Here is a 22,506-nt window from a genome sequence, read left to right on the forward strand (position 1 = left end):
GCTCGACCCATTTTCAGACTAGCTACCTGCGGCGGGCACGTGGTCGGGTGCCGCGGGGTCTTGTTGCGGTCCGGGTTGGCGAGTGAACCTCGCTGACTGAGGATTCACCGGGTTTCAGGTCGCCCAGTCGCCAGTTGCCAATCGCGACCCGGATCAGCCGCAGGGTGGGGAAGCCCACTGCCGCGGTCATCCTGCGAACCTGGCGGTTGCGGCCCTCTGTGATGGTCAGCTGTAGCCAGGATGTGGGTACAGTTTTCCGCTCGCGAACCGGTGGGTTGCGCGGCCAGGCGGGTGGTGTGGCCAGTCTGCTCGCTTTTGCCGGTGCGGTGCCGCCGTCTTTCAGCTCGACACCTGCCCGCAGTCGGGCCAGCGCCTCGTCGTCGATCCGGCCCTCAACCTGTACCCAATAGGTCTTCGGCAGCTTCTGGCGAGGGTGGCTAATCTGTTGCTGAAGCCGGCCGTCGTCTGTCAGCAGGAGCAGGCCCTCCGAGTCAAAATCGAGCCTCCCAGCCGGATAGACCCCGGGAGCATTGATAAAGTCTGCAAGGGTGGGGCGCCCGCTGCTGTCGGTAAATTGGCTTAACACGCCATAAGGCTTGTTGAGGAGGATGACTTTGCTCAAAAAGCGCTCCGAGTTGTGATGATAATCGGCAGAACTTACGCTTGCCGAACCAGTTTTCACGGCCTTTTAAAGGCCTGGGCATTGTAATTCAACTACAAAAACAGGTAGATGCTGTTATAATCCCGCCGTTTTTCCATCCCGCCCCCACTGCCTGTGGGGAGAGGGGCAGGCAATATCAGACCTAAAAAGTCACAGAGTTTTGGGAGTTTAAGCAATATGGGTCATATCCAGGTGCCGGCAGACGGCCAGAAAGTTACAGTCAATTCCGACGGTTCCCTGACCGTTCCGAATCGCCCCATCGTTCCCTTTATTGAGGGTGACGGTATCGGCGTGGATATCACCCCCGTAATGCGCAAGGTGATCGATGCAGCCGTGGAAAAAGCCTTCGGTGGTGAAAAAGCCATCTCCTGGATGGAAGTCTACTGTGGCGAAAAAGCGGCGGAGACCTACGCTGGCGACTGGTTCCCGGCAGAAACGCTGGAGGCCCTGAAAGAGTACTCCGTGGGCATCAAGGGCCCGCTGACCACTCCGGTGGGCGGTGGCTTCCGCTCCCTGAACGTGGCTCTGCGTCAGGAGCTCGACCTGTATGTATGTCAGCGCCCGGTACGCTGGTTCACCGGCGTTCCTTCCCCGGTCAAGGAGCCGAACAAGGTCGACATGGTCATTTTCCGGGAGAACTCTGAAGACATCTACGCCGGTATCGAGTGGAAAGCAGGTACTGATGAGGCCAATAAGGTCATCAAATTCCTGCAGGAAGAGATGGGCGTCAAGAAGATCCGCTTCCCCGAGAACTGCGGCATCGGCGTGAAGCCTGTATCCGAAGAGGGCACCAAGCGCCTGGTTCGCAAGGCGATCCAGTACGCAGTGGATCAGGATCGCGACTCCGTGACACTGGTGCACAAAGGCAACATCATGAAGTTTACCGAGGGTGCTTTCGCAGACTGGGGTTATGAGCTGGCCCGCGATGAGTTTGGCGCGCAGCCCCTCGACGGCGGCCCCTGGCACAGCTTCAAGAACCCGAATACCGGCAAGGAAATCGTCGTTAAAGACGTGATTGCCGATGCCATGCTGCAGCAGGTGCTGCTGCGTCCGGCCGAGTACGATGTAATCGCCACCCTGAACCTGAACGGTGACTACCTGTCCGACGCCCTGGCGGCCCAGGTTGGTGGTATCGGTATCGCTCCCGGCGCAAACATCTCTGACGAGGTAGCCCTGTTCGAGGCCACCCACGGCACCGCGCCGAAGTACGCTGGTCAGGACAAGGTCAACCCGGGCTCCCTGATCCTGTCTGCTGAAATGATGCTCCGCCACATGGGCTGGAATGAAGCGGCAGATCTGATCATCAAGGGCATGGAAGGTGCCATCGCTGCGAAGACCGTGACTTATGACTTCGAGCGCCTGATGGAAGGTGCCGAGCTGAAGTCCTGCTCCGAGTTCGGCGACGAAGTCATCAAGCACATGGCTTAATGACTGCTCGGGAGGGGTAACTCACCCGCAAAGCAAAAAGGCCCCACCGGTTGGTGGGGCCTTTTTTTTGGCTGGATGGAGCGGTCATTACCTGCTGTCTGCCGCGCCGACCACAGGGCAACCTCCTCCAGGTGTCAGGGTGTGATTGCAGGGGGGCAGGGCCGTAGAGCGCCCCTGCAAGGAGCGCCTGCCCACCTTCCGGGCGGGAAAACCGCTGAGTCCTTTGAGAGGTTGGGGCGGTGGCTGATCAGCTCAGCGCTTCTGCCTCGCGCTCCCGGCGGCTGGCCTCCTCGGCGGAGTCGGAGTCTGCGGGCTTGGAGCGGGTATCGACATCGCCAACACTGATATTGGCGGCATGATAGCCCTTGTCGCCCTTGATAATGTCGAAGGAGACCTGCTGGCCCGCCTTCAGGGTACGGTAACCCTCCATCTGGATTGCCGAGTAGTGGGCAAAAAGATCCTCTCCCCCTTCATCGGCCAGGATGAACCCATATCCCTTGGCATTATTGAACCATTTGACGGTACCGGTAGGCATGGCGAATTCCCTCTAATTGCCGGGGCGACTGCAGGCCGCCTTACAGAGACTGCTTTTATAGTTATCGATTCAGATTCCCCGACTGCGTTCCTGCCCGCGAGTGAACCTGTGGATTGCTTACAACCCTCTTGTAGCCAAGTGCTCTGAGAATGTCAAGCCATGCGCCGCCACCCTGTCGCCACCCTGTGCTGTGGCGCAAATGAGGTTACAATGTCGGCCCGCTGGGCGGGGCGTTCCCCCGGGCGGCGCGATCCCGCGTATTCGCGGATGATGTACTGCATTTCAGGTAATTCTCGATAGAGCTTCACTATGGGTAACTCTCTGGCCATTAAGCTACACTCAGCCGGATCCGACGAGGACTCCTACTCGTATGAAATGGATGGCGATCTGGCCCTGGAGGAGGCGGCTCCCAAGCTGAAGCCGCCCCCCATGTACAAGGTCGTCATGCTCAATGACGACTACACACCGATGGATTTTGTCGTCGAGACACTGGAGACCTTCTTTGGCGCTACCCGCGAGCGCGCCACTCAACTAATGTTGCAGGTGCATACACAGGGAAAAGCCATCTGTGGTGTCTATACTCGAGATATAGCGGAAACAAAGGCCGCGCAGGTCAATCAATTCGCCAGAGAGCACCAGCACCCCTTGCTGTGTGAAATCGAAGCGGACGACAGTGAGGACGATTGACTCCAGGGTCCCGTCGCTTGAAAGGATTCAGGCACACGCAAGACGCCGTCATCCGGCGCGCGCCCAAGTGGAACTGACGGGTGATTTTGGCGAATACGGTTTGAGGTTCAGATGCTCAGCAAGGATTTAGAGGTAACGCTCAATCTGGCGTTCAAGGGTGCGCGCGCCAAGCGGCACGAGTTTATGACCGTGGAGCACCTGCTGCTGGCACTTCTTGATAACGAATCTGCCGCCGATGTGCTGCATGCCTGCGGCGCCGACCTGAGCGCGCTCCGCAGGGAGCTGCTCGAGTTCGTCGACTCAACCACCCCGCTCATACCGGAAGCCGATACAGAGAGGGAGACACAACCCACCCTGGGCTTTCAGCGCGTCCTCCAGCGAGCCGTCTTCCACGTCCAGTCTTCCGGCAAGAAGGAAGTCACCGGTGCCAATGTGCTGGTGGCCATCTTCTGTGAGCAGGAAAGCCAGGCTGTTTACTATCTGAAGCAGCAGAGTGTGGCGCGTATTGATGTCGTCAACTACATCACCCATGGCATTTCCCGGGTTGGTTCCAGTGGCAATAACCACCACCACAATCCGGAGCCATCACCAGAGCAGACAGAGGAAGAGATCGGTCCCGGGGCGGAACCGGGCGGTTCTGACCCGCTGGAAAGCTACGCCACCAACCTCAACCAGGAGGCGATTCTGGGCCGGATCGATCCGCTGGTCGGACGCGCGCCGGAGGTGGAGCGGGTGACTCAGGTGCTCGCCCGTCGCCGCAAGAACAATCCGCTGCTGGTTGGCGAGTCTGGCGTGGGCAAGACCGCCATCGCCGAAGGCCTGGCGCGACGCATCGTCGATGAGGATGTCCCTGAGCCCCTGCGGCAGAGCACCATCTACTCCCTGGATCTCGGCTCGCTGCTGGCTGGCACCAAGTACCGGGGTGATTTTGAGAAAAGATTCAAGGCGCTGCTCGCTGAGCTCAAGAAGCGGGATCACGCGGTTCTGTTTATCGACGAGATTCACACCATCATTGGCGCCGGTGCCGCCTCCGGTGGTGTCATGGATGCCTCCAATTTACTCAAGCCGCTGCTTTCCAGTGGCCAGCTTCGCTGTATCGGCTCAACCACCTTCACTGAGTATCGCGGCATCTTCGAAAAGGACCGGGCACTGTCCCGCCGCTTCCAGAAAATCGATGTGAATGAGCCCAGCATCGAGGAAACCGTGCAGATCCTGCAGGGCCTGAAGAGCTGCTTCGAGGATCACCACAAGGTGCGCTATACTGATGCAGCGCTGGAGGCTGCGGCGCAGCTTTCCAGTCGCCATATCACCGAGCGCTTCCTGCCGGACAAGGCCATCGATGTGATTGATGAGGCCGGTGCTTACCAGGCCCTGCTGGAGCCGGATGATCGCAAGGACGTTATCGGAATCCACGAAATCGAGACCGTGATCGCCAAGATGGCAAGGATTCCGGCCAAGAGCGTTTCTGCGTCTGACAAAGAGCAGCTGGCCAAGCTGGATGACAACCTGCGTATGGTGGTGTTCGGTCAGGAAAAGGCGATTGGTGCACTGAGCACGGCGATCAAACTGAGCCGGGCCGGACTCGGCGCAGAGGAAAAGCCCATCGGCTCCTTCCTCTTTGCCGGGCCTACCGGTGTTGGTAAGACCGAGCTTTGCCGACAGCTGGCGAAAGTGATGGGCATTGAGCTGATTCGCTTTGATATGTCGGAGTACATGGAGCGCCACACGGTTTCCCGTCTGATCGGTGCGCCTCCGGGCTACGTAGGATTTGATCAGGGTGGACTGCTCACAGATGCAGTGACCAAACATCCCCATAGCGTTGTGTTGCTTGATGAAATCGAGAAAGCGCACCCAGAAGTGTTCAACCTGCTCCTCCAGGTGATGGACCACGGCACCCTGACCGACAACAATGGCCGCAAGGCAGACTTCCGCAACGTGATTTTGATCATGACCACCAACGCCGGCGCAGAGTTGATGAGCCGACGCTCCATCGGCTTCACCAATCAGGATCACGCCAGTGATGGTATGGAGGAGATCAAGAAAATGTTCACTCCGGAATTCCGTAACCGCCTGGACAGTATTATCCAGTTTGGCGCGCTGGATCTGGACGTGGTCAAGACGGTGGTGGACAAGTTCATCGTGGAACTGCAGTCGCAGCTCGACGACTCCCGTGTGACGCTGGATGTGGACGACGAGGCCAGGGAGTGGCTTGCTGTGCACGGCTATGACGAGAAGATGGGTGCCCGACCGATGGCGCGCCTGATACGCGACCGGTTGCGTAAACCGCTGGCTGAAGCCGTGCTATTCGGTGAGCTGGCAGAAGAGGGCGGGCGAGTCGAGGTTTGCGTGGAGAACGACGAGCTGGTGATTCGCACTGCGGTGACCGCCAGCGCCTGACTCAAAGCGGATCGCTTTCTGTAAACGACAGCTTGTGTCTAAAACGAAAAAAGCCACCCTCGAGGTGGCTTTTTGCTGTCCGGCCCGCAAACGCAAAACGCGGAGCCGGCGGCCGGTCAGCGCGCGCGGTAGGTGATGCGCCCCTTGGTCAGATCGTAGGGGGTCAGCTCTACCTTCACCTTGTCGCCGGTGAGGATGCGGATGTAGTTTTTGCGCATCTTGCCGGAGATGTGGGCGATGACCACGTGGCCGTTTTCCAGCTTCACGCGGAAAGTGGTATTTGGCAGGGTGTCGATCACCTCGCCTTCCATTTCAATGTAATCGTCTTTTGCCATGCGGCAGTAACCTTTACCAATGCTTTGTTCATACTTCCGCGCCGGCACGGCCGCGGTACGACGGGCGTGCATTTTGCACGAAAAGCCTTCACAGGGCAAAGCCTCCGTTGGCGGTCAGGAGGAGTGCAGGGACCAGCGGTTGTCACGCAGCAGCTCGGTGGGCTCGAACTCCCGCTTGTAAGCCATCTTCTGGCACTCTTCGATCCAGTAGCCGAGGTACAGGCTCGGGAGGCCCAGTCTTCGGGCCCACTCGATTTCATACAGGATGCAGTAGCTACCGAGGCTTCGGCGGGGCTCGTCAGGGTCGAAGAAAGTATAGATCGCCGAAATTCCCCCCGTGAGAACGTCGGCAACGGCCGTGGCGACCAGGCGCCCCCTGGCCCGGAACTCGATATAGCGGGTACTGCCCCAGGCCGATGTCAGGAAGTTGCGGAACTGGTCGCGACTGGGCGGGTACATCTCACCGTCGCGGTGCCGGCGTTCGATATAGCGCGCATAGAGATCGTAATGCTCGTCGGTATCGATACTGTCCACATGGAAAATGTCCAGGTCGCGGTTCCGTCTCCAGCAGCGACGCTGGCTTCGGTTCGGCACGAACAGGCTGACCGGGACCCGGGCGGGGATGCAGGCCCGGCAATTGGCGCATTGCGGGCGGTACAGGTAGGCACCGCTGCGCCGGAATCCCAGCTCTGACAGTCGGCCGTACAGCCGCTGGTCGATGGGTGTCTGAGGGTCCACAAAAACCGTGGTTGCTTCCTGTTCCGGCAAATAGCCACAGGGGTGGGGCAGGGTGGCCAGCAATCGCACGGAATCCAGCTGGGAGTAGTTACTCATGGTTCCACGTCACGCTCCAGGGCTCCGGAAATGGTGGCATGGCGATCGCGGACTTCAATTGCCGCTCGAAAGTCGCCCTGGCCACCTCCACTGCGCCGAGGCTGGTCAGGTGGGGATTGCTCACCTGGCAGTCGATCATCGGGCAGCCCCACAAGTCTAATTGCCGAACCAGGTAAGCAAAAGCGACTTTTGACGCATCCGTGACCCGGTGAAACATGGACTCGCCAAAAAACATCCTGCCGATAGCCACCCCATAGAGCCCACCTACCAGCTCCCCCTTTTGCCAGACTTCCACCGAGTGCGCGTGCCCCAGTCGATGGAGGGCGGCATAGGCACTGCCCATTTCGTCGGTGATCCAGGTCTCGTCGGTATAGGCCCGGGGGGCCCGGCAGGCGTCAACGACCCGGGAGAAAGCCCGGTCAAAGGTGACGGCGAAGTCGCCCTTTCGCAGGGTTTTGCGCAGGCTGCGCCCGATTCGATATTGCGCTGGAAAAATCACGCAGCGCGGGGAGGGGCTCCACCAGAGGATGGGCTGATCTTCGGAAAACCAAGGGAAGATACCCCGACGATAGGCGGCGAGCAGCCACTCGGGCGTCAATTGCCCGCCGATCGCCAGGAGGCCATTCGGGTCAAGCAGGGCGTTTTCAGTGTCTGGAAAGTCGATGTGGTGTTCATCGAGCAGGGTAAGCCTGCCCCCGGAGTTGCCGCTCAAAGTGCACCTCCGGGGAACCGGTTACCTAGAGGGGGGACATAACCCCGGCTAGCCTCCCCTGGGGCCACAACCGGGGGATTGGACTCTTCAGTCAGAAAGGGAGTCGAGAAAGCGCTCTGCATCCAGGGCCGCCATACATCCGGTGCCGGCAGAGGTTACCGCCTGGCGATAGATATGGTCGGAAACATCGCCGGCCGCAAACACGCCGGGAATGGAGGTCTGGGTCGCATTCCCGTCCAGTCCGCTCTGGACGATGATGTAGCCACCGTTCATCTCCAGCTGACCTTTGAAGATGTCGGTGTTCGGCTTGTGGCCAATGGCGATGAACACCCCGGAGACATCCAGCTCCCTGGTGGAGTCATCCTGGGTGCTGCGGAGGCGCACGCCGGTCACGCCATTGTCGTCGCCCAGTACCTCGTCCAGGGTCTGGTGCCAGCAAACGTTGATATTGCCGTTTTCCACCTTGTCCATCAGGCGGTCCTGCAGGATCTTCTCGGCCCGCAGCTCATCACGACGATGGATCAGGGTGACCTCACTGGCGATATTGGACAGGTACAGAGCCTCCTCAACTGCGGTGTTGCCACCGCCAACCACCGCGACTTTCTGATCGCGATAGAAGAAGCCGTCACAGGTCGCGCAGGCGCTGACCCCGCGACCCTGGAAGGCCTCTTCAGATGGCAGGCCGAGGTACTGCGCCGAGGCGCCGGTGGCGATAATCAGCGAGTCGCAGGTATAGGTTTCATTGCCCTTGAGAACGAACGGGCGCTGCTTGAGGTCAACGGAATCGATGTGATCGAAAATAATCTCGGTTTCGAAACGCTCGGCATGCTGTTGCATCTGCACCATCAGGTCCGGGCCCTGAAGATCCGCCACACCACCGGGCCAGTTCTCTACCTCGGTGGTGGTGGTCAGCTGCCCGCCCTGCTGCATGCCGGTGATCACGACAGGCTTCAGGTTGGCGCGAGCGGCATAGATCGCTGCGGTGTAACCGGCGGGGCCGGAACCCAGGATGACGAGACGGTGATGGTTATTGCTCATGAAACACTCTTCAACAAACTGATGAACACAGTGTACGCGGAAACGGCACACCCGGCCCCCGACGCTAATAATCACGGAGGACCTACGAAATCAGCGCGTATCATAGGGGATGGAAGGGGGGCGGCGAAATAGTTTGACTCTATATCCCTGATTAGAGGTGGTGTTTCGACTCCGCGGCGCTCACCGGTGATTGAAAAACGCTCACTGGCGCCAAATTCGACAAAGTTGAAGTGATCTCACAGACCTCTTTATCAAAACAACGTAACTTCTTGATTTGTATTACTATTGATCCAGTCGACCTCCATTCTGGCTGGTCTCCGCGGTAGCATTTCCGCAGGCGCTGTAGTACACAGTCGCCTATACGTTTTGCTGCAGCCACGATCGCTGCGGCGGTGAATCGCTGCTGGAAACGGGCGACAGAAAGAATAGTGGGGGAGTCCCGCGATCAACTGCGGGACCGTAAAGATAACTAGAGGTAAGCCATTGAAGGCCGACAGCGCAAGCGCTCAGAGCAGCCGGGATACCGGCGCTGAACCCGAATCCCTGATTGCCAGATTTCTCCGTGAAGGGGCCCTGATATCGCTCCTCGCTGGAGCGCTCCTGCTCGCCATCAGCCTGCTCAGCTATGACCCGCAGGACCCGGGCTGGTCTCACACGGGAATGGGCGGCGAGATTCACAATGCTATCGGGCCGACCGGTGCCTGGCTGGCGGATGTCTGCCTGTCTCTACTGGGCTGGATGGCCTACCTCTTTCCGGTCCTGATCGGATGGCGGGCTGTAGGCATCCTGCGGGATCGCAACGCTCGCTTCCACGGACCGCTGTTTGCCCTGCGGGTCGCAGGGCTGGTCGTTTTGCTGGTAACTGGTGCGGGCCTCGCAACACTCTGCTTCGCGGAGATGGATCAGCCGCTGCCATTTTCCAATGGCGGTATAGTCGGCGCCGCCCTGGCGACCTCGTCCGAGGGCAGCCTGGGCTATGTGGGAGCGACCATACTGCTGCTGGCCCTGTTCGCCATCGGGATCACAGTGTTTACCGGCCTGTCATGGTTGCGACTGGCGGATGCTATAGGCCGAAACCTGATCGGCTTTATAGGTTGGCTGGGCAACAGGATCCAGCGGGCTCGCCAGCAGCGCGCCGAGGAACGAGCCGCCCGCGAGGCGATCGTGGTACGCAAAGCGGCAGTGCTGGAAGAGAAGCAACGCACAGCCAAGCGTATTCCTCCCAAGATTGAGCCGGCGGCCCCGGCCCCGAAGCCCAGCCCCAGAGCCGCCAAGGAGAAGCAGGGAGAGTTGTTCTCCAGCGGCCCTGTGACCGGCAAGTTACCGCCCCTGGAGCTACTGGATCCGGCGGACCAGAACAAGAAGGCCGGCTTCTCCCGCGAGTCTCTCGAGGCCCTGTCCCGCCTGCTCGAACTCAAGCTAAAGGATTTCGGCGTAATCGCGGAAGTGGTATCGGTGCTGCCCGGCCCGGTTGTGACCCGCTTCGAGATCCAGCCGGCACCGGGCGTCAAGGTCAGCAAGATCAGCAACCTGGCCAAGGACCTGGCGCGGTCGCTCGCCGTGATCAGCGTGCGCGTGGTGGAGGTCATTCCCGGCAAGTCCGTGGTGGGCATTGAGATTCCGAACGAGAACCGGCAGATGGTGCGCCTGACCGAGGTGCTCTCTGCGGATGTGTACGAAAACAGCAAGTCCCGCCTGACGCTGGCGCTGGGGCACGATATCTCCGGCCAGCCGGTCGTGGCCGACCTGGCGAAGATGCCCCACCTTCTGGTTGCCGGTACTACCGGTTCCGGTAAGTCTGTAGGGATCAACGTCATGCTGTTGAGCCTGCTGTACAAGTCGACACCAGAGGAAGTCCGTCTCATCCTGGTTGACCCCAAGATGCTGGAACTCTCCGTGTACGAGGGAATTCCCCACCTGCTCACCCCGGTGATCACCGACATGAACGACGCGGCCAATGGCCTGCGCTGGTGTGTGGGGGAGATGGAGCGACGCTATAAGCTGATGGCGGCCATGGGTGTGCGCAACCTGGCGGGCCTCAACCGCAAGGTCCGTGAAGCTGAGGAGGCAGGTATCCCCCTGACCGACCCGACCTGGCAGCCGGACCCACTGTCGAGTGTGCCCGAGTCCGAGCAAACCCCACCCAACCTCAAGCCGCTGCCCGCCATTGTTGTGGTCATCGATGAATTTGCCGACATGATGATGATTGTCGGCAAGAAAGTGGAACAGTTGATTGCCCGTATTGCCCAGAAAGCCCGGGCCGCCGGGATTCACCTGCTGCTCGCCACCCAGCGGCCGTCCGTGGACGTCATCACTGGCCTGATCAAGGCGAACGTACCCACTCGCATCGCTTTCCAGGTCTCATCCAAGGTGGATTCCCGCACGATTCTCGACCAGGGCGGTGCTGAACAGCTACTCGGGCACGGCGACATGCTGTATCTGCCGCCCGGGAGCGGTGTTCCGGTTCGGGTGCACGGGGCCTTTGTCGACGACCATGAAGTGCACAAGGTGGTCGCTGACTGGTGTCGCCGGGGCGAGCCGGATTACATCGACGGCATTGTCGATGACAGCAACAACAGTATCCCGGTGCCGGGCATGCAGACCGAGGGTGCCGAGGGTGACGACCCTGAGGCGGACGCGCTTTACGACGAGGCAGTGGCCTTTGTCACCAAGTCCCGCAAAGCGTCCATCTCGTCAGTGCAGCGCCAGCTGCGTATCGGCTACAACCGGGCAGCCCGGATTATCGATGCCATGGAAGCGGCCGGTGTCGTGTCTCCCGCTGGGCACAACGGCAACCGCGAGGTGCTGGCGCCACCTCCAGCGTAGATCGGAGCCGCCCTATTCAGGCGGAGTTCACGGTCTGCCAACTAGTCTTTAGGGACAGTCCCGAAACGGAAATCAGTGATGAAAAAGTTCTTACGTAACAGCCTGCTGGCACTGGGCATGGTCTCCGCCGGCGCCCTGGCAGACGCTACCGATGACCTCAGCCGGCTGCTGCAGCCTCTGGGCTCCATTTCCGGAAAATTCCACCAGACCCTTATCGACGAGCGCGGTGAAGTGCTGCAAAAAAGCAGCGGCACCTTCTCCGTGCAGCGCCCGGGCAAGCTTCGCTGGGAAACGGGCGAGCCCTTTCCGCAGCTGCTGGTGACCAATAATCGCAAGCTGTGGTTGTACGATCCGGATCTCGAGCAGGTAACCATCCGACCGGTGGACAATCGCCTCAAGGAAACTCCGGCCCTGCTGCTCGGCGGCAAGGTGGGTGAAATCCGCAGCTCCTTTGACGTGAGCACCAAAAATGGCAGCTATCAGCTGAGCCCCAAACGCGCTGATGCGCCCTTCAAGGCAATGGAGATCCGGTTTAGCGACAGGGGCCTTCCTTCGGGCATGACGGTGCGGGATGGCATGGGCCAGACCACGAAGATTAAGTTCAGCAAGGTGAAGGCCAACCCGAAACTCTCGAACGCCCTGTTCAATTTCAAGCCACCAGCGGGGACGGACATCATTCGCGATGAGTGATCTGTTTTCCAGCGAATCGCGACACCAACCCCTCGCCGCACGCATGCGGCCCGACGCTCTGGCCCAGTATATGGGCCAGACGCATTTGCTGGGGCCGGGCAAGCCATTGCGGGAAGCGGTGGAGCGCGGACAGCTGCACTCCATGATTCTCTGGGGGCCGCCCGGTGTCGGCAAGACCACCTTTGCCCGGCTGCTGGCAAAAGAATGCGATGCCCGGTTCGCGACCCTGTCGGCAGTACTTGCGGGCGTCAAGGAGATTCGCCAGGCGGTGGCGGAGGCCCAGCAGCACAGTGCCCAGTACGGGCGCGGGACGATCCTGTTCGTCGATGAGGTCCACCGTTTCAATAAAGCGCAGCAGGACGCCTTTCTTCCCTATGTGGAAGAGGGGACGGTGACATTCGTCGGCGCCACCACAGAGAACCCCGCCTTCGAACTCAACAATGCGTTGTTGTCCCGCTGCCGGGTGTATTTGCTGAGAAACCTCTCTGAGGAAGAATTGCTGGGCCTTCTTCGCCGCGCTCTCGAGGAGGATGAGATCCTCTCCGCGCGGGAGGTTGCCATTGAAGAGGGCACGCTCGAAAAACTGGCCAGGGCGGCCGATGGCGACGCCCGCAGTGCCCTGAACCTGCTCGAAATCGCCTTTGACCTGGCCACAGAACAGGATGGGCAGTGGCGCATCGACGAATCCGTGCTGACGGAAGTCCTGAGTGCCGACGTGCGTCGTTTCGACAAGGGCGGCGATCATTTCTACGATCAGATCTCCGCATTGCACAAGGCCGTACGGGGCTCCGATCCCGATGCCGCTTTATACTGGTTCGCGCGCATGGTGGATGGCGGTTGCGACCCCCTGTACATCGCAAGGAGGGCGGTTCGCATGGCCAGCGAAGACATTGGCAATGCGGATCCCCGCGGCCTGCAGATCGCGCTCAGCGCCTGGGATGTGCAGGAGCGGCTTGGCAGTCCGGAAGGGGAACTGGCTATTGCTCAGGCCATCGCGTACCTGGCAGTGGCTCCAAAGAGTAACGCGGTTTACACCGCCTACAAGCGCGTCTTGGCCGACATCCGCAGGGAGCCGAGCTACGAGGTGCCCGTACATCTTCGCAATGCGCCCACCAAGCTGGCCAAGAGCCTCTCTCACGGTGCCGAGTACCGCTACGCGCACGATGAGCCCGATGCCTTTGCCGCTGGCGAGAATTATCTTCCGGAGCAAATCTCGACCCGGAGCTATTACCATCCGGTGCCGCGGGGCCTGGAGCTCAAGATCGGAGAGAAGCTGGACAATCTCCGCAAGCTGAACCAGGAGAGCCCGCAGCAGCGCTATTCGTCGGACAAGAACCTACAAAAAAAAGCACAGTAGCGCCCGCCGGCAAGTGCGGCGGGGCAGGGGGACACAATGCAGTGGGTCGCAATCGCTGTGGGTGGCGCTATCGGCGCAATCCTTCGCCACCTGATTACGGTCTGGAGTTACCCGGTCTTCAATGGCAAGTTCCCATTGGGCACCCTGATCGTCAACGTCACGGGCTCCTTCCTGATCGGGGTCGCCTACGTCATGATCGTCGATCGGGGGCTGCTCTCCCCGGAATGGCGCCTGCTGCTGATGACCGGCCTGTTCGGCGCCCTCACAACCTTTTCTACCTTCTCGCTGGAAAGCCTGTTGTTGTGGCACAATGACCAGCCCCTGATGGCGCTTGCCTACATTTTGATCAGCCTGGTGCTCTGCCTGGCTGCCACCGGCGCGGCCATCGCCCTGACCATGAAATATTTATAATGCGGTAACCAAGCACCATGCTCGACCCCAAACTCATTCGCACCCAGATGGACCAAGTGGCCGCGACTCTGAAGAAGCGCGGTTTTGAACTCGACACTGCCCACCTCCAGGAACTGGAGGAACGACGCAAGGAGCTGCAGGTTCGCACGGAAACCCTGCAGAGCGAGCGCAACAGCAAATCGAAGAACATTGGTCGGGCCAAGGCGCAGGGTGAAGATATTACGCCCCTGCTGAAAGAAGTGGAGTCCCTCGGCGGGCAGTTGAGTGAGGCCAAAGAGGCGCTCGGCGAGCTGCAGCAGGAACTGGACTCGATCCTGTCCGCAATCCCCAATCTGCTCGATGACGCAGTTCCGGAAGGTGAGACCGAAGATGACAATGTCGAGGTCCGCACTTGGGGCACCCCCCGCAGCTTTGACTTTGGGGTCCGCGACCATGTCGACCTGGGCGCTCAATTGAATGGCCTGGATTTCGAGGTGGCGAGCAAATTGACCGGTTCCCGCTTTGCGGTTATGACCGGCGGGGTGGCAAAACTGCATCGCGCTCTGGCGCAGTTCATGCTCGATGTCCATATCGAAGAGCATGGCTATCGCGAAGCGAATGTACCGGTTATCGTCAACAGCGATTCACTGTTCGGGACCTCGCAGCTGCCGAAGTTTGCCGAGGACCTGTTCAAGCTGGAAGACGAGCGGGACTTCTATCTGATTCCGACCGCCGAAGTACCGCTGACCAACCTGTACCGCGATGAGATCGTTGAGGACGCCGCTTCACTGCCGCACAAGTTTGTGGCCCACACCACCTGCTTCCGCTCCGAGGCGGGCTCCCATGGCCGCGATACCCGCGGCATGATCCGCCAGCACCAGTTCGAAAAGGTTGAACTGGTCTGGTTTGCCCGCCCCGAGCAATCCGAGCAGGCCCTGGAAGACCTGACCGGCCATGCAGAAACCATCCTGCAGAAACTGAATCTGCCCTATCGCACGGTAATTCTCTGCGGTGGCGATATCGGTTTCGCAGCCCGTAAAACCTATGACATTGAGGTATGGATTCCATCGCAGGATAAATACCGCGAGATTTCCTCATGTTCACTTGTCGGCGATTTCCAGGCTCGCCGGATGAAGGCTCGCTGGCGCAACCCGGACACCGGTAAACCGGAACTGCTGCACACGCTGAATGGTTCCGGTCTCGCTGTCGGTCGCACACTCATTGCGGTGCTGGAAAATTACCAGCGCGAAGACGGCAGCATCGAGATTCCGGAAGCACTGCGCCCGTACATGGGTGGCAGAGAGTTTATCAGCGCAGAAAAATCCTGAGACGGACCGGATTTCCCGCGCTAATCAATCCGTGGAAGCACTGATACAGCCGGCTGTCCCTCGCCGGGACTAGCGGCTGCTCAGTGCAGCCCGTCAGTTTTGCCTGGGCCGCCCGCGGCTAAATCATGGAGACCCCGCTCCGTGCGATACCTACCGCTCGCTTTTGATGTCCGCGATCGCCCCTGCCTGATCATCGGCGGTGGCGCTATCGCCACCCGTAAAGCCCGCCTGCTGCGCAAGGGTGGGGCACGCCTGATTGTGGTCGCACCTGAAGTCGGCGAAGAGCTCAGGGGATTGATCCGGGAAAGCGGCGGCCAGCTGTTCCAGACACGTTACCGGGAGGAGTTTCTCGCTGCCGGTGAGCTGGTTATCGCTGCCACCTCCGATTCGTCGGTAAACGCACAGGTATCCCGGGATGCACAGGCTCGGCGTCTGCCGATCAACGCTGTGGATGCCCCGGCTCTCTGCACATTCACCTTCCCTTCGATCGTTGAACGCGGTCCTATCTCCATCGGCATCAGTAGCGGTGGAGCGGCGCCGGTACTCGCGCGCGGCATTCGCGCGCAGCTGGAGGCTCTGTTGTCGCCGAGACTTGGTGAACTCGCCAACCTCGCGGCAGGAATGCGCGATGCGGTCAAAAAGGCCATGCCGGAAAGCGCGAGACGCGGCTTCTGGGAGTGGGTGTTTTCCGGCCCCGTTGCCGCGGAGGTGGAAGCGGGCAGGGTGAGGGAGGGGGAGCGCGTGCTGGCCGATGCCCTGGGACGACCCGATACGGTTTCCTCAGGTCGGGGTGAAGTCTACCTGGTAGGCGGGGGTCCCGGAGATCCCGACCTACTGACTTTTCGCGCGCTGCGGTTGATGCAGCGGGCAGATGTGGTGCTCTACGATCGACTTGTCTCAGACCAGGTGCTGGAGCTGGTGCGTCGCGATGCAGAGCGCATTTATGTTGGCAAGAAAAAGCAATTTCACTCTGTACCCCAGGACGATATCAATCAACGCCTTGTCGATCTGGCCCTGGAGGGCAAAAAAGTACTGCGCCTGAAGGGGGGCGATCCGTTTATTTTCGGCCGCGGCGGTGAGGAGATCGACCGGCTCGCTGACGCGGGAGTACCATTTCAGGTTGTGCCCGGTATTACCGCTGCTTCCGGGTGTGCCAGCTACGCCGGAATCCCGCTCACCCATCGGGATCACGCCCAATCAGTGCGGTTTATTACCGGTCACCTGAAGGAAGGGGAGCTTCATCTGCCCTGGAGTGAACTGGCCAGTCCGGGCCAGACCCTGGTCTTTTATATGGGGCTCACCGGTCTGGCGACGATCTGCCGGGAATTGGCAGAGCATGGCCTCCCGGCTTCGACGCCGGCCGCACTGGTAGAAAAAGGGACTACCCGCGAGCAACGCGTGGTCGTGGGCGACTTGACTTCACTGCCACAGCTCGCTGAAGAGAAATCTGTCGAGGCGCCGGCACTGACGATCGTTGGCGGGGTAGTTGACCTGCACAGAAAGTTGAGCTGGTTTAAACCCTGACTTTGCCGCCGCTCACCGCCAGGTCCGCATCTATACTGCATTGGAAGCGAGAAAGCGGTGTGGATTATGTGGCTGGCCTGGATCCGGTTTTATTGCACACTTTTAGTGCGCACTTTCCTCCCCAGGGAAAGTGAAATCTGCGTGCCAGATCCCGAGGACTCTCACACCCGGCGTTATACCCGCCGCTATCGTCACAAACAGGGCTGGGTGAAGAGACTCTGGATCGTCGCAGGGGTCTTGATGCTGTGCTTCCCGCTACTGCCTGTCGTGTTGCCCCTGGGGCTTTTCACTTCTTTCATCTCCTTCGCCATTCTCGACGAGACCGCGTGAAAGACCCGCAGACGTTGAAAGTCAGGCGGCTGCTGGCGCGGCAAGCCGCGCCGCTGCCATCAGTGCAACGTCAAGCGAAAAGCTGCGGACTGCTCTTTTAGCGGGGAGGGGCGCCCCTCAACCCAGTCTTTATGCCCGTTTGCGAAAAACGGGGAGAGTGGGTGAGCGCTCTGGCCGGTGGCCATATGGAAGATTGCGGCATCCGTCCTGCCTGGTGAGACCACCATACGCTGCGACGCCCCGTGGGTGGGGGACTGGAAGCGGGGCATATGGGTGTCTCCGTGCAGCTGATCCCCGGGCATGGCAGTGAACCAGTTCACCAGGTCCACCGCCTTGCCCAGCGGATGCTGGATGCGGGCCGTGTTTTGCACCCCCCATGTCTGCTCCTTCAGGGGCAGGCCAGCCTCGGCCATCTCCGCCAGTACCGCATCGAGCGCAGCCAGCTTGAGGGACTGCCAGGACTCAAAGTCCGGATTCAGCAGGTGTGCGGGCTCACGGGTTGTCATTTCCCAGAGGCTGTACTCGAACTGGCGCTTGGTCGGACCGAAGGAAAAGTCCGGCTGGAAGCGGCGCATGTAAGTCAGGATGGGCGCGGTGGTGAGCTCCATGAACTTGAGCCGGTAATTGCGCACAATGCGGTAACCAACGGAATCGGACGACGCGCGACCACCCCAGTTGGCAACCTGCTGATAAACATCCCGGTACTCTTCCACACCCTCAAGCGTGTTCAGCAGCTCGGCCTGCCAGCGGCCCAGAAAGACCGCTTTATCATCCAGCTGCAGGTCGAGAAGATCCTGCTCGGTAAAACTGTCTCGCGCCATCAGCCCATCGCGGATCTGTTGCTGCCGGGCCCCCAGGGCGTAACCATGGTCGCCCATCACGCGCAGAAACTCACCATCCATAGTGCGGGCATTGGCGGTCCAGATCCGGTGGGAGGGCGGGTTGTAAATTTGCGGATGCTCGTCAGGGGACAGGTACCCGTCCCAGAAAGCATCGCCGTCTGCCCAGGACACGGAGCGGTCGCCGGCCAGCCCCACACGGCGGGGAACGGGGCCACCCACGGTCCAGCCGATGTTACCGGCCTTGTCCCCCACCACCAGGTTCTGGTGCGGGATACCGAGTTGCGGACCCAGGTCCAGCGCTGCCCGGGCACTGGTGACGCCCTCCATGCGCAGCAGGTTCAGGTTGGCACCGCGAATATCGTGGGCAACCCAGCGATAGGCGAGGGGAGTGCCGCGGTGGTTTTCCGCCACTACCGGCCCCCAAATGGTTTTGCGGACTTCTATCACCTCGGCAGCGGCATCCTTCACCTCAAGCTGCTCTGAGGCCACTTCAAACGCTCGCCAGCCATCCGGGGTTCGGTAACTGCTGCCATCTTCACTGACCTCCAGCGGAATCAGGTCGCCCCAATCGGCCGTGGTATTGGTGAAGCCCCAGGCGACCAGACCGTTGCTGCCCACAACGGCAATGGGACCGCCGGGGAGGGTGGCACCGCGCATCACCCGCGACGTGCCGGGGATCGTCCAGCCTGCCCGATACCAGATATTGGGTACGTTGAGGCCAAGGTGCATGTCGTCCGCGAGAATGGCTCCGCCGTGGTCGGTGAGCGCACCGCCAACCACCCAGTTGTTGCTACCGTAGATCTTGTCGTCGCTCTCAGTGCGTTGGTAAACCAGAGAGTCCCCTTCATTCAGCAGCGAGGCGATGCTGGTGCTGGGCAGGGAGACCGGGTCTCGGGCTTCGCCGACCAGCGGCGCATCCCACTGGCCACCGTCCGGAAAGTAAAACTGGTAAAGGTCGGCGGGAAGCAGGTCCGCGAGCGCGGTGTCGCGCAGCTCGAACTTGCCGATGGGACTCTGCAGGGTCAGGTACATGCTGAAGATGGTCAGCAGGCTGTCTTCCTCGGTCCAGGGTTCAGGTTTGGTGCCGAGCAGCGTGTATTCCCACGGCGCAGCGTCCAGCTGCTGCAAACCAAGATTCACTCCAGCCACATAACGGCTGAGCACCTGGCGATGGGGTTCCGGCATTGCGGCAACGTTGCGTGCAGCCCGGGCCCGGAACTGGTGAACGCGCACCTTGCGGTCGTGCTTGAGAGCGGCGGGGCCCACCAGTGCAGACAGTTCACCGGCTGAATTGCGGCGCAACAGGTCCATCTGGAAGTAGCGCTCCTGCGCATGAAGGAAGCCGAGGGCAAACGCGATATCGGAGCGATTGCCGGCCTCAATCAGTGGGATGCCCTGAGAGTCCCGGGCAATTTGCACCGGTGCTGAGACGACGCCAGTGTCCAGTTTCCCCTCGAGAATGGGCAGGCTCTGGCGGAGCCAAAGCCACGAGACCGCAACGAGCAGGGCCACAAGCGCCAGTAGCCCAATCAGGATGCGGACCGCAATGCGGCCGGTGAACAGGTTGCGTGACATAACGGTTTCCAACGCTAAGTGCTTAATTTTTATAGAAATCACATCAGGTAGATGGCGCATATTAACAAGTGCCACCGGTACTAAATAGTTACTCGCGGACAAAGCGCAGTCACAGAAAATCATTTAAAGAGGAATCTAATGCCAGTAAAGTGCACCCAAACCCTCGGGATACGAACAGAACTGACTAGTCAGGAGAAAAAAGTCATAACAGGCTTTTAAAACGGAAATTTGCGCCGTAATATGGCGCGGAATAACAAAAAGAACCCGAGAACATCACGCTTTTCTGATAACAACAAACGCGAGGACGCGATGATGCACAACGCCGATCAGACCGGTAAAAACCGGCAGTTCAGCCTGTCCGCACTCTCCGGAGCCATTGCCATTGCCACCGCCGTCAGCGGCACCGCCTATGCGGCGGAAATCGAGGAAGTGGTGGTAACTGCGCAGAAGCGCGCGGAGAACCTGCAGGACGTTCCCATTGCCATTTCTGCCTTTACCGGTGAGAACATGGAAGCGATGGGCGTAGAAAACCTCACCGACCTGGGTAAATTCACCCCGGGCGTTGAGATGAACAACGATACTCCGCTGCAGCCGACCTACAGCATCCGCGGTATCCAGACTGGCGACTTCACTGTGGGTTCCGACCCCGCCGTTGCAGTCTACGTGGACGGTGTATACACCGGCCGTGGCGCTGGCGCTGAAGTTCCGCTGGCCGATATCGAGCGAGTGGAAGTGCTTAAAGGCCCGCAGGGCACCCTGTTTGGCCGTAACGCCACCGGTGGTGCGATCCACATCATCACCAAGAAGCCGCAGGCGGATGACACCACCGAGATCAGCCTGACTGCCGGCAACTATGGCCGCCAGTCCACCGATCTGCTGCTCAACAAGCAGCTGGCGGACAACGTTTACGGCCGTATGACCGTATCCAACAACCGTCGCGATGGCTGGGCCGATAACCTGGCCGGTGGCTTCAATGTTGGCGACCAGGACACCCAGACCTACCGCGTCTCCCTGCTGTGGGAGCCGAGCGCCAATACTGAAGTACTGTGGCGCGCCAACTATGGCGTGATGGACCAGGGCAGCGCACTGCGCTCCTCCATCGTCCCGACCCTGCAAGCCCTCGACGGTGGCAGCGATGTGTTCGGCGACTACGCCCTGGACACCCCCACCATCGAAGACCGTGATGCCTTTGGCACGTCCCTGACCGTCACCAGCGATTTCGAGGATTTCACCTTCACTTCCATCACCTCCTACAGCGGCTTCGACGCCTACCTGCAGCAGGATGAGGATGGTACCTCGCTGGCCGATTACAAGTTCGGCTCTGCCAACTTCGACGACCAGACCCAGTTCTCCCAGGAATTCCGCCTGAACGGTGCCTCGGACACCTTCAAGTGGACTCTTGGTGCCTCCTACTCCCAGGAGAAACTGGAGCACCTGACTGAGGCTTACTTTACCTCAGGCTCCCTCGAGTCCTTTGCCGTTTACGAGGGGTTGAAGAGCAACTCTGCCGCTTTCGGCATTCCCCAGGACGTATTTGACTCCCTGACTCAGACTCAGCAGGAAGACCTCGCTGTTCAGACCCGTCAGGGCATGATTCAGGCTGGCCTCGAAGGCTCCGCAGTATCCGGCTTTGTTTACCAGCTGCTTGCCGGATCTGGCCAGTTGGACCAGGCATTGAATCTGGGCGCCTTTGGGCTGACTGGACTGACGGCTTCACAGAACCTGAATCCGCAGGACATGATTGCGCAGCTGATGCGCGGCATTCAGCCGTGGGTGGCTGCGGACGTTGCCTGGGACGAAAACGTTCTCAATACCGGCGACTATCGCTCTGCCGCAATTTACGGTGACGCGACCTGGAGCCTGACCGACCGTATGGACCTCACCGTTGGCGCGCGCTACACCGCCGACGAGAAAGACTTCACCATCGAGACCGCTTACCAGAACATCCTGCCGCTGACGCTGGGCGGTCCGGTAGAGCTGGTTAACCTCCCGGATGGCTATCCGGTTCAGGGCACCATCTTGCTCCCGACCGTAGACTCCGGCATTCCGCTGGGTCTGGCGTTCTTCAACAACGGTCAGCCGATGCTGGACTCCGACCTGAGTGACAGCTGGAGCGACATTTCCGGTCGAATCGTGCTGGATTACCGCTGGAACGACGACGTGATGACGTTCGTTTCCCTGGCTGATGGCTTCAAGGCCGGCGGTTTCAACTCCCTGAACTTCGGTCCGGGTGTTGAGGCGTCCTTCGATCAGGAAGACGTGGTCAACCTCGAAATCGGTATGAAGAGCAGCCTGTTCGACAACCGTGTGCGGCTGAACACCTCCGTATTCGCCTACGAATACAACAACCTGCAGGAACTGGACCTGGTTGGTACTCCAATCCCCAGCTACAACCTGCGTAACTCCGATGCCGAGGGCACCGGTGCCGAGGTGGAAGTACAGTGGGCCGCGACCGACAACCTGTTCATTGCCGGTAACTACTCCTATCTGGACACCGAGTTCACCCGCTTTGGTTACATCGAGGCGATCGGTGAGACAGCTGAAGACGCCGCAGAGCGCGTTGGACAGCCGCGTGTCTCCACTCCGGAGAACAAGTTCAACCTGATGGCCGAGTACACTGTACCCATGGCCTCCGGCGCTGACCTGGTCTTCCGTGGCGACTACAACTGGACCGACGAGCGCATCGGCTCTATCTCTGACCCGACTCGCATTATCGAGGACTACCAGCTGCTGAACCTGCGTACAGCCTGGAACAGCGCCTCTGACCGTTATTCTGCGGCCCTGTGGGTGCAGAATGCGACTGACGAGGAAATCGCCGGTGGTTACGGTGGTACTGGCGCGGCAATCGGTGCCAGCCCGGGTTGGCGCTACATGCCTCGCATGTACGGTGCGGACTTCACCGTACGCTTCTGATTGTCAGTCACGACAAGCAGAACGAAAAAGGCCGGCTTTTGCCGGCCTTTTTCGTGCCAACGACAAACATGAAAAACCAGGCGCCAGATCGCACTTTTCCTCTG

The 22,506-nt window shown here is 60.1% G+C and carries 18 protein-coding genes; 11 read left to right on the top strand and 7 right to left on the bottom strand.

The window, feature by feature from the left end:
- Positions 1–22 precede the first annotated feature (22 nt).
- Entirely contained in the window at positions 23–622 is a 600-nt protein-coding gene (locus AWR36_RS03500) for an rRNA large subunit pseudouridine synthase E (protein WP_067081885.1), read from the bottom strand.
- A 216-nt stretch (positions 623–838) separates the two neighbouring features.
- On the opposite strand from AWR36_RS03500, the gene icd reads away from it, so the two are divergent.
- Positions 839–2,089, top strand: coding sequence for an NADP-dependent isocitrate dehydrogenase (gene icd, locus AWR36_RS03505; RefSeq protein ID WP_067080989.1), 1,251 nt, complete (start codon positions 839–841; stop codon positions 2,087–2,089).
- Between the two features lie 247 nt (positions 2,090–2,336).
- Here the strand turns inward: icd and cspD are convergent, their stop codons facing one another.
- Positions 2,337–2,624, bottom strand: coding sequence for a cold shock domain-containing protein CspD (cspD, locus tag AWR36_RS03510; protein ID WP_067080992.1), 288 nt, complete (start codon positions 2,622–2,624; stop codon positions 2,337–2,339).
- 309 nt (positions 2,625–2,933) lie between these two features.
- On the opposite strand from cspD, the gene clpS reads away from it, so the two are divergent.
- Together clpS and clpA are read left to right on the top strand one after the other, a co-directional pair.
- Positions 2,934–3,311, top strand: coding sequence for an ATP-dependent Clp protease adapter ClpS (gene clpS, locus AWR36_RS03515; protein ID WP_067080996.1), 378 nt, complete (start codon positions 2,934–2,936; stop codon positions 3,309–3,311).
- Positions 3,312–3,422: 111 nt separating this feature from the next.
- Positions 3,423–5,708, top strand: a complete 2,286-nt coding sequence (gene clpA / locus AWR36_RS03520) for an ATP-dependent Clp protease ATP-binding subunit ClpA (protein ID WP_067081000.1) — start codon at positions 3,423–3,425, stop codon at positions 5,706–5,708.
- A gap of 116 nt (positions 5,709–5,824) precedes the next feature.
- On the opposite strand, the gene infA is transcribed toward clpA, so the two are convergent.
- The 4 genes from infA to trxB all read right to left on the bottom strand — a co-directional run bounded on the left by infA (position 5,825) and on the right by trxB (position 8,627).
- Positions 5,825–6,043 carry a translation initiation factor IF-1 gene (infA, locus tag AWR36_RS03525; protein ID WP_067081888.1) on the bottom strand — a complete coding sequence of 73 codons (219 nt, stop codon included), beginning with the start codon at positions 6,041–6,043 and terminating at the stop codon, positions 5,825–5,827.
- A gap of 114 nt (positions 6,044–6,157) precedes the next feature.
- On the bottom strand, positions 6,158–6,877 hold the full coding sequence (locus AWR36_RS03530; RefSeq protein ID WP_067081004.1) for an arginyltransferase: 720 nt from the start codon (positions 6,875–6,877) through the stop codon (positions 6,158–6,160).
- Positions 6,870–7,589 carry a leucyl/phenylalanyl-tRNA--protein transferase gene (gene aat / locus AWR36_RS03535; RefSeq protein WP_067081007.1) on the bottom strand — a complete coding sequence of 240 codons (720 nt, stop codon included), beginning with the start codon at positions 7,587–7,589 and terminating at the stop codon, positions 6,870–6,872. The genes AWR36_RS03530 and aat overlap by 8 nt, the downstream gene beginning before the upstream one ends.
- 87 nt (positions 7,590–7,676) lie before the next feature.
- Positions 7,677–8,627: a thioredoxin-disulfide reductase gene (trxB, locus tag AWR36_RS03540; protein WP_067081011.1), complete on the bottom strand. Its 951-nt coding sequence runs from the start codon at positions 8,625–8,627 to the stop codon at positions 7,677–7,679.
- 483 nt (positions 8,628–9,110) lie between these two features.
- Here trxB and AWR36_RS03545 point away from each other — a divergent pair, with 483 nt between their 5' ends.
- The 7 genes from AWR36_RS03545 to AWR36_RS03575 all read left to right on the top strand — a co-directional run bounded on the left by AWR36_RS03545 (position 9,111) and on the right by AWR36_RS03575 (position 17,072).
- On the top strand, positions 9,111–11,453 hold the full coding sequence (locus tag AWR36_RS03545; protein WP_067081015.1) for a DNA translocase FtsK: 2,343 nt from the start codon (positions 9,111–9,113) through the stop codon (positions 11,451–11,453).
- 78 nt (positions 11,454–11,531) lie between these two features.
- Positions 11,532–12,143, top strand: a complete 612-nt coding sequence (lolA, locus tag AWR36_RS03550) for an outer membrane lipoprotein chaperone LolA (RefSeq protein ID WP_067081018.1) — start codon at positions 11,532–11,534, stop codon at positions 12,141–12,143.
- A complete protein-coding gene (locus AWR36_RS03555) occupies positions 12,136–13,500 on the top strand; it encodes a replication-associated recombination protein A (RefSeq protein ID WP_067081022.1) in 1,365 nt (454 codons plus the stop codon). The genes lolA and AWR36_RS03555 overlap by 8 nt, the downstream gene beginning before the upstream one ends.
- Positions 13,501–13,536: 36 nt before the next feature.
- On the top strand, positions 13,537–13,911 hold the full coding sequence (crcB, locus tag AWR36_RS03560) for a fluoride efflux transporter CrcB (RefSeq protein WP_067081026.1): 375 nt from the start codon (positions 13,537–13,539) through the stop codon (positions 13,909–13,911).
- Positions 13,912–13,928: 17 nt separating this feature from the next.
- The gene (gene serS, locus AWR36_RS03565; RefSeq protein WP_067081030.1) at positions 13,929–15,218 is read left to right on the top strand and encodes a serine--tRNA ligase; all 1,290 of its coding nucleotides are present in this window, start codon (positions 13,929–13,931) and stop codon (positions 15,216–15,218) included.
- A gap of 141 nt (positions 15,219–15,359) precedes the next feature.
- The gene (cysG, locus tag AWR36_RS03570) at positions 15,360–16,742 is read left to right on the top strand and encodes a siroheme synthase CysG (protein WP_067081034.1); all 1,383 of its coding nucleotides are present in this window, start codon (positions 15,360–15,362) and stop codon (positions 16,740–16,742) included.
- A gap of 141 nt (positions 16,743–16,883) precedes the next feature.
- Positions 16,884–17,072, top strand: a complete 189-nt coding sequence (locus tag AWR36_RS03575; RefSeq protein WP_231745230.1) for a hypothetical protein — start codon at positions 16,884–16,886, stop codon at positions 17,070–17,072.
- Positions 17,073–17,131: 59 nt separating this feature from the next.
- Here the strand turns inward: AWR36_RS03575 and AWR36_RS03580 are convergent, their stop codons facing one another.
- Positions 17,132–19,489 carry a penicillin acylase family protein gene (locus AWR36_RS03580; RefSeq protein ID WP_067081042.1) on the bottom strand — a complete coding sequence of 786 codons (2,358 nt, stop codon included), beginning with the start codon at positions 19,487–19,489 and terminating at the stop codon, positions 17,132–17,134.
- A gap of 312 nt (positions 19,490–19,801) precedes the next feature.
- Here AWR36_RS03580 and AWR36_RS03585 point away from each other — a divergent pair, with 312 nt between their 5' ends.
- Positions 19,802–22,402 (top strand): TonB-dependent receptor, encoded by a 2,601-nt coding sequence (locus AWR36_RS03585; protein ID WP_231745231.1) that lies wholly within the window; start codon positions 19,802–19,804, stop codon positions 22,400–22,402.
- Positions 22,403–22,506: the final 104 nt, after the last annotated feature.

The sequence above is a fragment of the Microbulbifer flavimaris genome (assembly GCF_001641755.2).
GTDB classification, from domain to species: domain Bacteria; phylum Pseudomonadota; class Gammaproteobacteria; order Pseudomonadales; family Cellvibrionaceae; genus Microbulbifer; species Microbulbifer flavimaris.

Excerpts from the sequence above, each read along its gene's own strand:
- AWR36_RS03580 (WP_067081042.1), bottom strand. The coding sequence starts at position 19,489 with ATGTCACGCAACCTGTTCACCGGCCGCATTGCGGTCCGCATCCTGATT.
- clpA (WP_067081000.1), top strand. The coding sequence starts at position 3,423 with ATGCTCAGCAAGGATTTAGAGGTAACGCTCAATCTGGCGTTCAAGGGT.
- serS (WP_067081030.1), top strand. The coding sequence starts at position 13,929 with ATGCTCGACCCCAAACTCATTCGCACCCAGATGGACCAAGTGGCCGCG.
- icd (WP_067080989.1), top strand. The coding sequence starts at position 839 with ATGGGTCATATCCAGGTGCCGGCAGACGGCCAGAAAGTTACAGTCAAT.
- AWR36_RS03530 (WP_067081004.1), bottom strand. The coding sequence starts at position 6,877 with ATGAGTAACTACTCCCAGCTGGATTCCGTGCGATTGCTGGCCACCCTG.
- AWR36_RS03555 (WP_067081022.1), top strand. The coding sequence starts at position 12,136 with ATGAGTGATCTGTTTTCCAGCGAATCGCGACACCAACCCCTCGCCGCA.
- infA (WP_067081888.1), bottom strand. The coding sequence starts at position 6,043 with ATGGCAAAAGACGATTACATTGAAATGGAAGGCGAGGTGATCGACACC.
- AWR36_RS03585 (WP_231745231.1), top strand. The coding sequence starts at position 19,802 with ATGCACAACGCCGATCAGACCGGTAAAAACCGGCAGTTCAGCCTGTCC.
- lolA (WP_067081018.1), top strand. The coding sequence starts at position 11,532 with ATGAAAAAGTTCTTACGTAACAGCCTGCTGGCACTGGGCATGGTCTCC.
- clpS (WP_067080996.1), top strand. The coding sequence starts at position 2,934 with ATGGGTAACTCTCTGGCCATTAAGCTACACTCAGCCGGATCCGACGAG.
- crcB (WP_067081026.1), top strand. The coding sequence starts at position 13,537 with ATGCAGTGGGTCGCAATCGCTGTGGGTGGCGCTATCGGCGCAATCCTT.
- trxB (WP_067081011.1), bottom strand. The coding sequence starts at position 8,627 with ATGAGCAATAACCATCACCGTCTCGTCATCCTGGGTTCCGGCCCCGCC.
- cspD (WP_067080992.1), bottom strand. The coding sequence starts at position 2,624 with ATGCCTACCGGTACCGTCAAATGGTTCAATAATGCCAAGGGATATGGG.